This is a genomic window from Pseudophaeobacter sp. C1-32P7, from assembly GCF_041008775.1.
Classification (GTDB): Bacteria; Pseudomonadota; Alphaproteobacteria; order Rhodobacterales; family Rhodobacteraceae; genus Phycobacter; species Phycobacter gallaeciensis_A.
The window spans coordinates 360,080-375,222 of sequence record NZ_JAXGFR010000001.1; the positions used below are offsets into that span (position 1 = coordinate 360,080).

Consider the following 15,143-nt stretch of genomic DNA (forward strand, 5'->3'; position numbering starts at 1 on the left):
TGTTGGTGCCACCTCTTTTCGGGTGGGCTTGAAAACAGACGAGGCGCCCGTCAGGGGCGCCTCACCTCATATGCGGTATCGAACCAGTGTTCCTGCAGATTTGCGCCGGGACCGATCCGGTCCACCACGGCAAAGAGGCCGGGTTCGCACAGCGGCGTCAACACGCCGTGCCAAGTGCCACGGTGGAAATTGATGGCCTGACCCGGCTCTGTCTCAAAAGCCAGCGGCCTGCCCGGCGCATCGCCCAAATCTTGGGCAACAACCACAAGGAAACCCTGCCCCCCCATGGGGATAAAGGCCTGGCTTCCCTCCGGGTGGCGCTCCACCATTTCCAGCCGCATCGGCAGGCTGCGGGGCTCGGCGTTGAACAGGCTGAGGCCCGCGCGCCCGTCCGCAAAATCCATCTTTGCCCGGTCGTGATAACGCCCGCACAGGCCCTGATTGATGATCTTGTCGGGCGCGCCGGAAATGTCGATCAGATCCCCGAACGGTGCAAAGGCTTCGGCGCTGATCGGCGTGATCTCGATGATCTCACTCATGGCAGGAGATCCTTCAGGCGAAATTCGGCAATCCGTTCAACCTGTCGGCAGGCCTCGGCAAATTCGGTATCCCGGTCGTTTTCGATCCGCCGTTCAAAGGCCGCCAGGATCGATGCCTTGTCGTGATCGCGCACGGCGATGATGAAGGGGAAACCGTGTTTTTCCACATAAGCAGTGTTGAGCTGCGTGAAGCTCTCCCGCTCAGCGTCAGTCAACGCGTCCAGCCCGGCGCTGGCCTGCTCTGAAGTGCTTTCTGCAGTCAGGCGTTTCGCCGCGGCCAGCTTTCCGGCCAGATCCGGATGGGCGGTCAGCACGCCCAAACGCTCAGCCTCGCTGGCGGAGCGGAACATCCGGCACAGCGCATTGTGCAGCCCCAGTGCCGTGTCATGCGCCGGTCCCAGCTCCAGATCAAAGGCGCGTTCGGCGATCCAGGGGGAATGTTCGAAGATGCCGCCATAGGCCGCAACAAAGCTTTCCCGCTCCATCTGGCTCGGACGCGTGTAGCGCTTGTGCGGGTGGGTCTCTGCCCAGTGATCGGCGATATCGGCCCGGCGCGGACACCAGACGCCCTCAAACCCTTGGATATAATCAAGGAACCTCTTCAGCCCTGCGGCCTTGCCCGGTCTGCCGATCAGACGGCAATGCAGACCCACCGACATCATCTTGGGCGCTCCGGCCTCTCCTTCGGCATAGAGCACGTCAAAGGCGTCCTTCAGATACTGAAAGAACTGCTCGCCCGTGATGTAGCCCGGCGCGGTGGCAAAGCGCATGTCGTTGGCTTCCAGTGTGTAGGGAATGATCAGCTGGTCCCGATCGCCCACCTCGAGCCAATAGGGCAGATCGTCGTCATAGGTATCCGAGATATAGTCGAACCCGCCTTCCTCTGCGACCAGCCGCACAGTATTGGCGCTGCACCGCCCGGTGTACCAGCCGCGCGGGCGGGTTCCGACCACCTCGGTATGAAGGCGCACCGCCTCAGCGATCGCTGCGCGTTCCTCCGCCTCGGGCATGTCCTTGTGCTCGACCCATTTCAGCCCATGGCTGGCGATCTCCCACCCAGCGGACTTCATCGCGGCCACCTGCTCCGGGGAGCGCGCCAGCGCAGAGGCGACGCCATAGATGGTGACCGGGATACTCGCCCCGGTGAACATCCGGTGCAGCCGCCAGAACCCGGCGCGGGCGCCGTATTCGTAGATCGACTCCATGTTCCAGTGCCGCTGCCCCGGCCAGGGCGCGGCCCCGGCGATATCCGACAGAAAGGCTTCAGACCCGGCATCCCCGTGCAGCACGCAATTCTCGCCGCCCTCTTCGTAGTTAAGCACGAATTGCACCGCGACCTTCGCACCGCCCGGCCAGGCTGCATCCGGAGGGGTGGCGCCATAGCCGATCATATTGCGCGGATATCTGTTCATGGTCTGCTGTCTCTTTGTTGATGTCGCCCGCCACTTTGGCAGGCAACCGCAAGCATAACCTCTATAATGGCAGAAGACCTGGCCCTTTTATCAAAATTTCCCGAAAACACTGTCAATCCGGCGCCATTTGCTCAACTCTCGCGCTTGGTGCAGGAAGAACAGACATAGCGAAGGAACTGCCAATGACCGGATACCTTACCACCCATGTTCTGGATACCGCCCGCGGCTGCCCGGCCGAGGGGCTGTCGATCACGCTTTATCGTGTCGAAGGTGGCACCCGGACCGAGCTGGCGCAGATGCAGACCAACGCGGATGGACGCACCGACAGCCCGATCCTGCCACAGGGGAAGTTTGCGACCGGCACTTACGAGTTGGAGTTCGACGCAGGCGGCTATCTGCGCGCCACCGGTCAGACCGCAGAGGAGCCACTGTTCCTCGACATCGTGCCGATCCAGTTTGGCATCAGCGATCCAGAGGCCCACTACCACGTGCCGCTGCTACTATCGCCCTATGGTTATTCCACCTACCGTGGCAGCTGAACGCCGCATCGGTCAGGCGCCGGGATCCTCGGCGCCTGTTTCGGTCTGGCGCATCGCCCGCGCCATCCGCTCGGTCATGAAATCCATGAACAGCCGGGTTTTCGGATCCTGATGGCGCCGGTGGGTGTAAAGACAGGCCATCTGCACCGGCACCGGCGGCGTCGCGGTTGCAACCGGCACCAGCCGCCCGGCCTCCAGATGCGGCGCCACCTCGAACACGGGTTTGAGGGCGATCCCCTCACCAGCCAGAGCCCAATCGGTCAGCACATCGCCATCATCGCATTCATAGCGCCCGGAAACGGCAAAACGCTGCGGCCCCTCCGGAGTTTGCAGCCTCCACTGGAACTCGCTGGCACCGGGATAACGCAGGTTGAGACAATTGTGCCCCTCTCGGATCAGTGCCGCGCCGTCCTTTGGCATGCCACAGCGAGCAATATACTCCGGCGCCGCAACCAGAACCCGGCGGCAATCGGCGATCTTGCGGATCCGCAGGGTGCTGTCTTCAGGTTGCCCCAGAAAAAACGCCAAATCCAGCCCTTCGGTGGTCAGATCCACCGCCCGGTCCGATAGTCGCAGGCGCAGGTTGATTTCAGGATAGCTCGCCAGGAATTCCGGCACCGCAGGCGCAACCAATCGCCGCCCCAGTCCCAGAGGCGCCGCTACGAACAGCGTGCCGCGCGGCGCATCGGTCAGATGCATCACCTTCGCCTCAGCCTGATCCACCGCATCCAGAACCGTGACCGCGCCGCTATAGAACACCTGCCCCTGCTCGGTCGCGGTCAGGTTGCGAGTGGTGCGCTGGAACAGACGAACGCCCAGATAATCCTCAAGCTGGGAAATCCGTGCCGAAGTAACAGCCGGAGAGATCCGCAGATCCCGCCCTGCCGCCGACATGGAGCCAAGTTCATAGACACGCACAAAAGTGCGGATATTGTCGAGGTAAGACATGGACGGGGCCGATATTATTCCAGAATTTTTGATACAGCTTGGATTTTATCTGCAATACCGAAGAATGTCCCCCTTGCCTAGGGTAAGGACCAGAGACCGGACTGAGACCAGAAAGCAAAGACAATAGGGGCGTTTGCGCATGTATGAACTCGTGATGATGTGGGATTGGCTGGGCTTTGCCATCCGCTGGCTGCATGTGATCACCGCGATCGCCTGGATCGGCTCGTCCTTCTATTTCATCGCGCTGGACCTGGGCCTGCGCAAGGCCGCGGATCTGCCCCCCGGCGCCCATGGCGAGGAATGGCAGGTCCACGGCGGCGGCTTCTACCATATCCGCAAATACCTGGTGGCCCCGGCCGAGATGCCGGAGCATCTGATCTGGTTCAAATGGGAAAGCTATTCCACCTGGCTCTCCGGCTTTGCGCTGCTGATGGTGGTCTACTGGGCCGGGGGTGAGCTGTATCTCATCGACCAGTCCAAGGCGGATCTGTCCCTGTGGCAGGGCATCGCGATCTCTGCCGCCACCTTGTCGATTGGCTGGCTCGTTTACGACCGCCTGTGCAAATCCGGTCTGGCCGAGCGCCCTACCCTGCTGATGGTACTGCTGTTCGTGCTGCTGGTGGCCATGGGTTGGGGGCTCAACCAGGTCTTCACCGGTCGCGCCATGATGCTACATCTGGGGGCCTTTACCGCCACCATCATGACCGCGAATGTCTTTTTCATCATCATGCCGAACCAGCGCATCGTGGTGAAGGACCTGCAGGAAGGGCGCACCCCCGATGCCAAATACGGCAAGATCGCCAAGCTGCGCTCGACCCATAACAACTACCTGACCCTGCCGGTCATCTTCCTGATGCTGTCGAACCACTATCCGCTGGCCTTTGCCAGTGAATACAACTGGCTGATCGCGGCGCTGGTATTCTTGATGGGGGTGACGATCCGGCATTATTTCAACACCCGCCACGCCAATGCAGGCAACCCGACCTGGACCTGGCTGGCCACGTTCCTGCTGTTCCTCGGGGTGATCATTCTGTCCACTGCCGGGCTGGAGCACGAAGGCGATACTGAGGAAGAGGCCGCACTGCAAGGCACCGCCCTGGTGATGGCAGAGGCCGCAGGGTTCGAAGAGGTGCATGAGATCGTCATGGGCCGCTGTAGCATGTGCCACGCGCGCGAACCTTTCTGGGACGGCATCCGCACAGCGCCCAAGGGCGTGGTTCTGGAAACCGAGCGCGACGTGGCCCGCCGCGCCCGCGAAATCTACCTGCAGGCAGGCGTCACCCATGCCATGCCCCCGGCCAATATCACCTATATGGAACCCGAAGACCGTGCCGCGATCCGCCGCTGGTTCCGCGCCGCGCAGATGTGATCCGCGCCTTCTGATGGCGGGCGGCATGTCTATGTGCGCACCAATCCGCCACCTGCCCGATCCGCTCCTGCGATGATACCTATCCCGGCTTTACCTCGGCTGTTGCTGTGCTAGGTTTTCCGCCGACAGGGGGGCACGCCCGCCCCCTGCCGCTGCCCGGAGCCTTGATGTACTCAAAACCGAAATCACGCTTTGCCTTGCGGCGTTTGGCGTCGGGCCTGCTGGTCTGCGGCTGCCTGCTGTCCGCTCCTGCTGAGGCCGCCGAAACCCTGCTGGTCGCTCCCGGTGCGCCGGATGATCTGACCGCGCGTCTGCAAGGCGCCTCTGCGGTTCTGGCCACAAGAAATCAGAGCGACGTTCAGGATCTTCTGGCGGCAGCGCTGTCGGATTACCGCACCATGGTGCAGGTTCTGTATGATGCGGGCTATTTCGCGCCGGTGGTGAATATTCGCCTTGATGGGCGCGAGGCAGCGGCGATTGATCCCGTAACACCGCCCAGCCGCATCGACCTGATCGAGATTTCGGTCAAACCGGGGCGCAGATTCACCTTTGGTGCGGCCGAGGTTCGTCCCTGGCCCAAGACCAGCGATGTGGAGCTGCCGGACGAGTTCACCAGCGGCGCCCCCGCCAGCACCGGTGCCATCCGCGATGCAGCCAATGCCGGGATCCGCGCCTGGCGGCGACAGGGGCATGCCAAGGTCGCCCTTGGCGGGCAGGACATCACCGCCGACCATCGCAGCGCCACGCTGAAAGCGCGACTGCGGCTGCAGCCCGGTCCGCAGCTGCGGTTCGGCAAGACCACGATTCTCAGCCCCAGCGCCGTCCGCGAAGACGCCATCCGCAAGATCGCGGGTTTCCCGCAAGGCGCAGTCTATCACCCCGATCTGATGTCGAAATCCGCGACGCGCCTTCGCCGCACCGGGGCCTTCTCCTCGGTCTCGCTGCAAGAGGCCGAGCGCGCCAACACCGATGGCACGCTTGATCTGAACGTAACGCTGGAAGACATGCCGCCCCGCAGGCTGACCTTCGGCGCCGAGCTGAGCACCACCGAGGGGGTGACGCTCACCACCAGCTGGATGCACCGCAACCTGTTCGGCGCTGCCGAAAAACTACGCTTCGAGGCCCGCGTCAGCGGCATCGGCGGCAGCAGCGATATCGACGGGCGCGTCGCTGTGCGTCTGGACAGGCCTGCCACGCTCGGCCCCGATGACAATATTTTCTACCTGGCCGAAGCCGAGCGTCTGGATCAGGAGCATTTCACCGCCACCCATGGCATGGGCGGCATCGGGGTTCGGCGGGTGTTTTCCGACACGCTCTTCGCCGAAGCAACCGTCGGCTTCGATTCCATCCTCGCCACGGACGCCTTTGGCAAACGGCGTTTCAAATATGCTTTCGCCAGCCTGCGCGCCGAATATGACGGACGCGATAGCACGGTGGATCCTACCCGTGGCCGCTTCCTGAGTGGCCGCTTTACGCCTTTCTTTGGTGTCGATGGCAGCGATCCCGGTGCGCAGATCACGCTGGATGCCCGGACCTATCATGGGTTTGGCGCCGATGACCGGATCGTGCTGGCCGGGCGGGCGCAGCTCGGCTCGGTCATTGGTCCATCGCACAGTGGGGTCTCTCCGACGCTGCTGTTCTTCTCCGGCGGTGGCGGGTCGGTGCGCGGGCATGAATATCAATCCCTTGGCGTGCCCGTCGCAGGCAAGACCGCAGGCGGCCGGGGCTATCTGGCCCTGTCAGCGGAACTGCGCGGCCGCATCACAGAGAAAATCTCACTCGTCGGCTTTTACGACCATGCCTACGTCGATGCGGATAGCTTCGTGTCGTCGGACTCGGCCAGCCACTCGGGCGCCGGGCTGGGCCTGCGCTACAACGTGTCGGGCATCGGCTCGATCCGGGTTGACCTCGCCTATCCCGTGACCGGCGGCAGCGACGATGGGCCACAACTCTACATCGGCATAGGACAGGCGTTTTGACCAGTACCCGCACCCTCACGCGCGGCAGCTGCCTGGCTGCGGCCCTGTCGCTCACCGCTGCTGTCGGCCCCTCCGGCGCTCAGGAAACAGAAAGCGACAGCGGCGGCATGCTGGTGGGGTTACTCGAAGACACCCTGTCTGCCGACAGTCGCTATATCACCGTGACCGGCCTCACTGGTGCCCTGTCCTCACAAGCCACGATCGAACGGCTGACCGTCGCGGATGATGATGGCATCTGGCTCACCATCGAAGAGGCAAAACTGGACTGGAACCGGCTGGCCCTTCTGCAGGGGCGGTTTTCGGTCAACAGCCTCAGCGCCGAGAGCATCACCGTGGTTCGCAGCCCGACACCGGTGCCCGCAGACCCGGAGCTGCCCACCCCGGAAGCCACCCCACTCCGCCTGCCCGAATTGCCCGTCGCGATTGAACTGGGCGAGATCCGCGCAGGCCGCGTGGATCTGGGCGAAGACCTGCTTGGCCAATCCGCCAGCCTCTCCGTCACGGGGACACTGAGCCTGGCCGATGGCGCGCTGCAGACCCGGCTGGAAACGGCGCGGCTGGACAAGCCCGGCGACCGGCTGTCGCTGGTGGCGGGCTATTCCGATCAGACCCGCCAAATTGATCTGGACCTGTCCCTGACCGAGGCCGCAGGCGGTTTGCTCTCCACCGTCCTGGCACTTCCCGGTCGCCCGACCCTTGGCCTCACCGCAAAGGGCAGTGGCCCGGTCACTGATTTCAAAGCGGATATCGCGCTCAGCAGTAACGGACAGGAACGCCTTTCGGGTCAGGTCGTTCTGGCTGCGCTGCAGGATGCCGAGAGCGAACCGGATGAAAGCCCCAGCGGGATCGCCTTCTCGGCTGATCTGGGCGGCGATATCGACCCGCTTCTCTTGCCCGACTACCGCCCCTTCTTTGGCCCGGGCCTGCGACTGGTGACACGTGGCCAAACCGTGGCAGAAGGCGGTGTCGCGCTTGATACGCTCGCGCTCAGCACCCGCGCCCTGCGCGTGACCGGCGCGCTTGCCACCGGCGCCACCGGCAACCTTGATACCGCCAACCTGAAGGTCCAAATCCAGCCCCCGTCAGGAGAAGCCGCCGTCGTCCTGCCCGTCCCCGGCGCGGCAACGACCCTTGCCGGGGCAGATCTCACCGCGCGCAAGACCACCGATGGCGCATGGAGCGTCGCCGGAACGGTGAACCAGCTCAGCCATCCGCAGATGCGCCTTGGGGAACTGCGCCTTGACGGCTCCGGCACCCTCAAGAGCGCAGCAGATGACACCGGCCCGGCAGGTCTTGTCGGAGATCTACGTCTGGCCCTGCGCGATTTCGCGCCGCGCGATCCGGCGCTGGCACAGGCAACCGGTAGCGAACTGGAGCTTGTCACCACTCTCACCACAGACGGGCCGGATGCGCTGTCGCTGACCGGCCTGACGCTGAGCGGCTCCGACTACCGCGCCGCAGGCGACGCCACTTTTTCCGGCCTCGATAGCGGTCTCCGGGTGGCGGCTGACCTCAGTGCAGGTGCTAGCGACCTGTCACGGTTCTCTGCGCTGGCGGGCCGCCCGCTGGGCGGCGCGGTGCAGGCATTGTTCACCGGGCAGTTCACGCCTCTTTCCGGCGCCTTTGACGTGGATCTGAACCTGCAGGCGCAGGACCTGAGCGCGGATATCGCCCAGCTGGATACGCTGATGACCGGTCCTACCACGCTGAAACTTGTAGCCGCGCGCGGCGCAGACGGATTGCGGATTGACGATTTCAACCTAGATAGCCGCGCCCTGTCTGCCACTGCCAGCGGCAGTCTGGACAGCGCCGCCGGACGGCTCTCCCTCACCGCCCGCCTGCTGGAGCTGGAACAGCTGGTGCCAGAGGTGCCCGGAACGCTGGAACTTGCGGCGGACCTGACCCGCGATGGCGACATCCTGTCGGGCCAGGCACGGCTCAAGGGACCGCATTCCTCGCGTGCGGATCTGGAAGGGTCCGTGCAGCTGGATGGCAGCGCCGATCTGACATTTGATGCGGCGCTCAACGAATTACAGCGGTTCGTGCCGGAATTGCCGGGCGTCCTGGCCGCCAAGGGCGAGGCGCAGCGCAAAGACGGGGTCTGGAGCATCAATGCCAGTGCCACAGCCCCTGCAGAGGCCCGCGCCGATCTCTCCGGCACCTTTAGCGAGGCCAGCGGCGCGGCCGATATCGCCGCCACCGGTCAGCTGCGTCTGGAGGGGGCGAACCCCTTCATCAAGCCCAACCTTGCCAAGGGCGCCGCCCGCTTCGATCTGGCCATGAAAGGCCCGCCCGCACTCGAAAGCATTACGGGCACGATCACCACGTCTGGGGCAACGCTGGCCCTGCCGTCGGCGGGACAGCGCGTGGATGATATCAACGCCACCGTGTCCCTGCAGCAGGCGCGCGCCTTGCTACAACTTTCAGCCAGCCCCGGCGACAGCGGCAGCCTGCGCGTCTCCGGGCCGGTGGCTCTGGCGGCGCCGTTCAATGCAGACCTCAGCATTGAGATCCTCGATCTGCTGATGAGCGATCATCTGAGCTATGACAGCCAGTTGAACGGGCGGCTGGCCCTCACCGGCGCGCTCACCGGCAACAGCCGCCTGTCCGGGCGCATCGACGTGGGTGAAACCAATATCAACCTCAACGCCACTGGCGGTTCGGTCACTGCGGCGCCGATCCCGCCGATCTCTCATATCGGGGCCTCTGGCGCCGTGAATGCCACCCGCGCCCGCGCCGGGCTGATCACATCGGCGCAAAGCACGGGTGGCAGCGCGGGACGTTCGAACATGGCGCTGGACGTGGTGATCGATGCTCCGGGCAAGATCTTTGCCCGTGGGCGCGGCCTGCGCGCCGAACTGGGCGGACGCATTCACCTGCGGGGCAGCACAGCGCGGATCTCACCCGCCGGGCAAATCGGCCTGATCCGCGGCACCTTCGACATTCTGGGGCGGCGTCTGGATCTGGACGAAGGGCAGATCACCCTGCTGGGCAACTTGGTTCCTTATCTTGAATTCCGCTCCTCGGCGCAGACGGAACAGGGCAGTGCAACGCTGGAGATTTCGGGCCTGATCGATGCACCGGAAATCAAGGTCACCTCCGAGCCGCCCCGCCCCAGCGAAGAAGCCCTGGCGTTGCTGCTCTTTGGGGATAACATCAAGGATCTGTCGCCGCTGGCACTGGCCCGGCTGGCGGCCTCGGCCCTGCAGCTGAGCGGTCGGGGCGGGCAAACTCAGGACACTCTGCGCCAAAGCACCGGCGCGGATGATGCCGAAGTCGGCCTGGACAGCCTTGGCGCCGGGCGACTGGGTTTGGGCGGTTATATCTCCGAGAACGTCTATACCGATGTGGATGTGAACACCCGCGGCGATAGCGAGCTGAGCATCAATCTTGACCTGTCCAAAAGCCTGACGGTGAGCGGCAAGGTCGACAGTGAAGGCGAATCCGGTCTGGGCCTGTTTTTCAAACGTGATTACTGACAGGCAGGCGCCGCGCCCGGCAACACTCTCCGCTCCGCGTTGGTAGCCGACCAATTACGCTCGAACGGGTGCGGCACTCCGGCGCTGCGCTGCTTCGATGGCATAGCGGGCGGTGCCGCTGACGCCAGCAGCATCATCGGTGATCAGCCACAGGGGCGTGGTTGCGCATTGCGCGGCAAGTTTGCCCCCCGGTTCGGCAAAGGCCGCCAGAAAATCACCGCGCGCACCGGTGCCAAGCACCCCGCGGGCGACGCTACCGGCAAAGAAGATCCCCTGACCCGGCATATAGGCAGGCACCAGTTCGCGGGCCAACAGCCCAAGCAGCCGCGCCCAAGCAGGCATGCTGCGCTGCGCGACGTGTTCTTCGCCATCCTGAAAGGCGGCAACGATCTCTGCCCCGCCTTCGGAGGGATCGCCGCCAAGGGCGCGGTGCAGCCGCACGAGTCCGCGACCGGAAAACAGCTCTTCCACGCTGGGAAATTCCTCCGGACTACGCCCCAGAAGACGTGCCAACTCCTGCGCCAGCGGATCCGGCAGGCTGGCGTGACCCAGTTCCGCCTCGATTGTGTTTCCACCGGCCGAAAGCGAGACATTGAAGCCGGTGCCGACACCGGCCACCAGTGCCTGCTCTCCTTGCTGGCGCCCAGCGCGCAGCGAGGACAGCTGTCCGGGGATCAGCACCGGCAGCGCGTGCCCAAGGGCAGCAAGGTCATTGACCACATCGACCCGGCCACCGGTTTCCAGCGGTAGTCTTTCAGCAAGTCCTGCCGCAGTACCGTGCCAGTCACGATTGGTCAGCCGATAGGTCCCACCGTAGACCGGCCCTGCCACAGCAAGGCAGCAGCCCTGCAAGGGCGGCAGATCCGGCTGCGCGCAATAGGCGGCCAGAACTTCATCCAGGCTGGAATAGCTGTCGTTCGGGAAATGTTTGAGCCCTGTCACGCCGATTTCCGGCCCCGCAAGAGCCAGCCGCGTATTACTGCCCCCAACATCCCCCACCAATACGGTCAGATCCGATGCCATTCCTGTCAGCCTCCTCGGGCGCCCCGGTTGTCGGGTGCTGTTATTTTAAGCTGCCGCATCGAATAGCAAAATGCAAATGTTGGCGCAACCATTGCCCGTGCCGGGATCGGCAAACACATCTTGCCGCAGATACGGCCCTCGCCTTAGGTTGGCCGCACCTAAGCTGAAGGAAACAGATGCAAATGAAGGACAGTGCCGAACCAAGCTCCGTCTCTGTACGGCTGCGCAAACGGCTCGGCCGAACCTATCGGCGGATGCGGTTCCTGTCCTCGCTGCGTCACTTGCACGGGCCGCGCGGCGTCTTTGCAGCCCCGGATGAGGTCACCCTGATCGCCCTTGTGCGTGACGGGAGTTATTACCTCGACGCGTTTTTCGATCACTACAGCAGCCTTGGCATCCGCCATTTCGTGTTCTTCGACAACGGCTCGGAGGATGACACGATTGCGCGGATCCGCGAAAGACCGGGCACCGCCATCCTGCAATCGCGCCTGCCCTGGGGCCAGTTCGAGAACATGTTCCGCAGCTATGCCGCGCAGCGCTATGCGCAAAACCGCTGGTGCCTGATCGTGGATATGGACGAGATCTTTGATTTCGAAGGGCGCGCCGAGGTCGGGCTTCAGGGGCTGACGCGCTACATGTCCGCGCGCGGATATACCGCCATGATGGCGCAGATGCTGGAAATGTTCCCCAAAGCGCCTTTGGCCGAGGTCGCGGACATGACCTACCCCGAGGTGCTGCGCCAGTTCAGCTGGTGCGACCTCAGCGCGATTACCGCCCATGACTATGACGCGCCGGACACTGGGCTTTCCTATTTTCTGAACCAGAACCGGATCGCCGTGGGTGGTTCGCAGCCACTGCAAGTGTTGTTTGGCGGCGTGCGCGCCAAGGTGTTTTCAGAGCATTGCTGCCTGACGAAACACCCGTTGGTCTTTGTCGGTCCCGGGGTTGAGGCAGGCGTGCACCCCCATGCCGCCACCGGGGTGACACTGGCGCCGATGACGGGGCTGCTTAAGCACTATAAATTCGCCAATGACAGCCTGGCGCGCGACCGTAAATCCGTCGCCGAGGCGGCCATCGCCCATGGTGAGGACCAGTTGCGCCTGTCAGTTCTGTCCGGCAAACCCGATCTGTCGCTGTGGTCGGAGGCGGCGCTGCAGGCACCGGATATCGCCACCCTGCAGGACAAGGGATTTCTGATCGCGTCAGAGGACTACAGTCAACACATCCGGGCCTCGGCTGAGGGCGGCTAGCTGCGCCTGATCCGCAGGGCGCGCTTAATTTGACGTGGCAGAATGGCAAAGCATTTCAGATAACGGGGCACCATCCGACCCGGACTGCTGAGCGCCCGCCAGAGCCATTCCAGCGCCAGTTTGCGCATCCAGAGCGGCGCGCGCTGCTGATGCCCGCCGAGAAAATCCAAACCCGCACCAACCGAAGCAAACCCCACTCTCGGCGCAAATTCGCGCCCGCGCGCCGCCAGCAGCTCCTGCTTTGGCGCACCAAGCGCAAGGAAACACAGGCGAATTCCCTTTTGATCCAAGTTACGCAGGATCTCTTCCGCCTCGGGGCATGCGGGGTCGAACACGCCAGAGGGCGCATGGCACCATGCCAGATCAAGTCCCGGCACCTTGGCTGTCAGCGCAGCGGAGGCATCCGAAAGCGCCTCGGCAGTGCTACCGACCAGCGCCACCGGCACCCCAGTCTTTGCGGCCAGCCTGCACAGGGGTAGCACCATGTCCGATCCCGGCATCAGCTCAACCGGTCTGCCCGCCAGCTGTGACAGCCAGACCACCGGGCGCCCATCGGCAACAACCAGATCCTGCGCCGCATAGGCGGCAAGGAAATCGGCACTTGTTTCCAGTTTGACCAGATGATCCAGATTGACCGTAGCAAGAGCAAAGCCTTCGCCGCTTGCAAACCGCAACAGGACTTCACTCTCCAGCCGGGGCCAGTCCGCGATGTTGACCTCAATCCGTGTGCCTTGAAACTCGAAATACACCAGTCCGCCTCATCCCTGTCTGCAAACCCTGCCTATAAATCCAGTCTGCAAAGGACTGATTACCCGTCTGCCCGCGTCTGGACCAGTCCGGCAGGGGTGCGCATAGGTAAACGTGGCATTGTTGCCATCCGTTTACCCGATTTCGCATTTCAGCGGGACACGAGGTGCAAGTTTACGTAAACTTTGACAGGTAAGGTCTATAAAACAGGCCATTACTGATCGTTTGTGATCGTCACCATCGAGAGTCCCGAACGCCGATGCCCAACGCCCTGGCCAATATGATGCTGCTAATCTGGCCGCTGGTCAGCCTGCTGCTGTTCCTGCGGCTGCCGCTGGAACGGGCAATCCTGTGGTGTTTCATCGGTGGCTATCTTGTGCTGCCGCCCCTGGCCGAGTTCGACCTGCCGCTGGTGCCGGACATGGACAAGTTCACGATCCCTTCGGTCGTCGCTTTTGGCCTCTGCGTCTGGCTGTTGCGCAAGCCTGTGCCGCTGTGGCCGCGCCATCCGCTGGCCCGTGCGCTGACAATCCTGTTTGTCCTATGCGTCATCCCTACGGTCATGACGAATAAAGATCCCGTTCTGTTTCAGGTGCTTGAAGGGGCCGGCCCGATCGTCTTTCTGACCGATATGCTACCTGGGCTGCGCTGGCGTGATCTGGGATCAGTGATCATCAATCAGATCATCGTGCTGATGCCGTTTTTGCTGGCCCGTCGCTATCTGTCCTGCGAAGCGGGACAGAAGGAACTGTTGCTGGCCCTCTGCCTTGCCGGTCTGGCCTATAGTATTCCGTCGCTGTTCGAGATCCGCTTGAGTCCCCAGCTCAACATCTGGATCTATGGATTTTTCCAGCACGATTTCGGCCAGATGATGAGGCAGGGCGGATTTCGTCCCATCGTGTTCCTGCCGCATGCGCTGTGGCTGGCCTTCTTCATCTTTTCCTCCATTGTTGCAGCTGTCGCACTTGCCCGGGCCGCACAGGAGCGGGAACGGACCAAATTCGCCCTCGCCGCTGTCTATCTCTTTGGGGTGCTCTACCTGTGCAAGAGCCTGGCTTCGCTTGCCTACGGGCTTTCCATCGTGCCGGTTGTGGCCCTGGCCCCGGCCCGCTGGCAAATGCGTCTGGCGATGGTAATTGCGGTGATCGCGGTGACCTATCCGATGCTGCGCAACCAGGGTCTTATTCCAACCGACGCCATTCTGGCACAGGCAGAGGCAATCAGCACCGAGCGGGCACAGTCCCTGGGTTACCGGTTCCACAACGAGGCGATGATGCTGGAGCGGGCCGCCGAAAAGCCCTGGTTCGGCTGGGGGGGCTGGGGGCGCAATCTGGTGCGCGACATGGAAACCGGCCGGATCATATCTGTGCCCGACGGGCGCTGGATCATCACTTTCGGCGCATTTGGCTGGCTGGGTTACATTGCCGAAATGGGCATGCTGACCTTGCCGATTTTTCTGCTCGCTTGGGAAATGCGCCGCCACCGGGGCCACGCGTTCTCCCCCTATGCAACACCGATCGCCCTGATTCTAGCCGCCACATTGGCCGATATGCTGTTGAATGACACACTCATCCCGATCACCTGGCTTTGTGCAGGCTCTGTGCTGGGATATGCCGAACGCCTGCGCAATCCGGACGTATTTCGTAGTAAGCGCAGCCTGTTTGACCGACAGCAAGCCATTGGAACGTCGGAACAGGCTCCGGGGCCACGCAGTGTCTTGTGACAAACGCTTTGCAAGCTTTTGCCCTTGCTGCCTCATTTTTATCGCGTTTCCGGCGTAATTGGTCACCATCCGTTCATAGCTTGGCCGCATATGGCGATCACTCTGGCCTTGGGCAATCAGGATTTCGGGTGTCAT

General features: G+C 63.1%; 11 protein-coding genes. 6 read left to right on the plus strand and 5 right to left on the minus strand.

Features of this window, described 5'->3' with window-relative positions; genetic code table 11:
* Positions 1 to 50: 50 nt before the first annotated feature.
* Together SM763_RS01680 and puuE are read right to left on the minus strand one after the other, a co-directional pair.
* Positions 51 to 539, minus strand: a complete 489-nt coding sequence (locus SM763_RS01680) for an ureidoglycolate lyase (RefSeq protein WP_368946741.1) — start codon at positions 537 to 539, stop codon at positions 51 to 53.
* Positions 536 to 1,951, minus strand: a complete 1,416-nt coding sequence (puuE, locus tag SM763_RS01685; RefSeq protein WP_368997228.1) for an allantoinase PuuE — start codon at positions 1,949 to 1,951, stop codon at positions 536 to 538. Before puuE ends, SM763_RS01680 begins: the two co-directional genes overlap by 4 nt.
* 182 nt (positions 1,952 to 2,133) lie before the next feature.
* Between puuE and uraH the strand changes: the two genes are divergently transcribed.
* Positions 2,134 to 2,490, plus strand: a complete 357-nt coding sequence (uraH, locus tag SM763_RS01690) for a hydroxyisourate hydrolase (protein WP_368997230.1) — start codon at positions 2,134 to 2,136, stop codon at positions 2,488 to 2,490.
* 12 nt (positions 2,491 to 2,502) lie between these two features.
* Here the strand turns inward: uraH and SM763_RS01695 are convergent, their stop codons facing one another.
* Complete coding sequence (locus SM763_RS01695) at positions 2,503 to 3,438, minus strand: LysR family transcriptional regulator (RefSeq protein WP_368997231.1); 936 nt, start codon at positions 3,436 to 3,438, stop codon at positions 2,503 to 2,505.
* A 139-nt stretch (positions 3,439 to 3,577) separates the two neighbouring features.
* On the opposite strand from SM763_RS01695, the gene SM763_RS01700 reads away from it, so the two are divergent.
* From SM763_RS01700 to SM763_RS01710, 3 genes are all read left to right on the plus strand, one after another.
* Positions 3,578 to 4,807, plus strand: coding sequence for a urate hydroxylase PuuD (locus tag SM763_RS01700; RefSeq protein ID WP_274833802.1), 1,230 nt, complete (start codon positions 3,578 to 3,580; stop codon positions 4,805 to 4,807).
* A gap of 167 nt (positions 4,808 to 4,974) precedes the next feature.
* On the plus strand, positions 4,975 to 6,786 hold the full coding sequence (locus tag SM763_RS01705; RefSeq protein WP_368997233.1) for an autotransporter assembly complex protein TamA: 1,812 nt from the start codon (positions 4,975 to 4,977) through the stop codon (positions 6,784 to 6,786).
* A complete protein-coding gene (locus SM763_RS01710) occupies positions 6,783 to 10,265 on the plus strand; it encodes a translocation/assembly module TamB domain-containing protein (protein WP_368997234.1) in 3,483 nt (1,160 codons plus the stop codon). Before SM763_RS01705 ends, SM763_RS01710 begins: the two co-directional genes overlap by 4 nt.
* Before the next feature lie 54 nt (positions 10,266 to 10,319).
* Here SM763_RS01710 and SM763_RS01715 read toward each other — a convergent pair whose 3' ends face one another.
* Positions 10,320 to 11,288, minus strand: coding sequence for a glucokinase (locus SM763_RS01715; protein ID WP_368997236.1), 969 nt, complete (start codon positions 11,286 to 11,288; stop codon positions 10,320 to 10,322).
* Positions 11,289 to 11,470: 182 nt separating this feature from the next.
* Here SM763_RS01715 and SM763_RS01720 point away from each other — a divergent pair, with 182 nt between their 5' ends.
* The gene (locus SM763_RS01720; protein ID WP_368997238.1) at positions 11,471 to 12,538 is read left to right on the plus strand and encodes a glycosyltransferase family 2 protein; all 1,068 of its coding nucleotides are present in this window, start codon (positions 11,471 to 11,473) and stop codon (positions 12,536 to 12,538) included.
* Here the strand turns inward: SM763_RS01720 and SM763_RS01725 are convergent.
* Positions 12,535 to 13,287 carry a WecB/TagA/CpsF family glycosyltransferase gene (locus SM763_RS01725; RefSeq protein ID WP_368997240.1) on the minus strand — a complete coding sequence of 251 codons (753 nt, stop codon included), beginning with the start codon at positions 13,285 to 13,287 and terminating at the stop codon, positions 12,535 to 12,537. The genes SM763_RS01720 and SM763_RS01725 overlap by 4 nt on opposite strands.
* Before the next feature lie 257 nt (positions 13,288 to 13,544).
* Here SM763_RS01725 and SM763_RS01730 point away from each other — a divergent pair, with 257 nt between their 5' ends.
* Positions 13,545 to 15,008, plus strand: a complete 1,464-nt coding sequence (locus SM763_RS01730) for a hypothetical protein (RefSeq protein ID WP_274832057.1) — start codon at positions 13,545 to 13,547, stop codon at positions 15,006 to 15,008.
* Positions 15,009 to 15,143: the final 135 nt, after the last annotated feature.

Coding starts and splice junctions, on each gene's coding strand:
- SM763_RS01680 (WP_368946741.1), bottom strand. CDS start 539: ATGAGTGAGATCATCGAGATCACGCCGATCAGCGCCGAAGCCTTTGCA.
- puuE (WP_368997228.1), bottom strand. CDS start 1,951: ATGAACAGATATCCGCGCAATATGATCGGCTATGGCGCCACCCCTCCG.
- uraH (WP_368997230.1), top strand. CDS start 2,134: ATGACCGGATACCTTACCACCCATGTTCTGGATACCGCCCGCGGCTGC.
- SM763_RS01695 (WP_368997231.1), bottom strand. CDS start 3,438: ATGTCTTACCTCGACAATATCCGCACTTTTGTGCGTGTCTATGAACTT.
- SM763_RS01700 (WP_274833802.1), top strand. CDS start 3,578: ATGTATGAACTCGTGATGATGTGGGATTGGCTGGGCTTTGCCATCCGC.
- SM763_RS01705 (WP_368997233.1), top strand. CDS start 4,975: ATGTACTCAAAACCGAAATCACGCTTTGCCTTGCGGCGTTTGGCGTCG.
- SM763_RS01715 (WP_368997236.1), bottom strand. CDS start 11,288: ATGGCATCGGATCTGACCGTATTGGTGGGGGATGTTGGGGGCAGTAAT.
- SM763_RS01720 (WP_368997238.1), top strand. CDS start 11,471: ATGAAGGACAGTGCCGAACCAAGCTCCGTCTCTGTACGGCTGCGCAAA.
- SM763_RS01730 (WP_274832057.1), top strand. CDS start 13,545: ATGCCCAACGCCCTGGCCAATATGATGCTGCTAATCTGGCCGCTGGTC.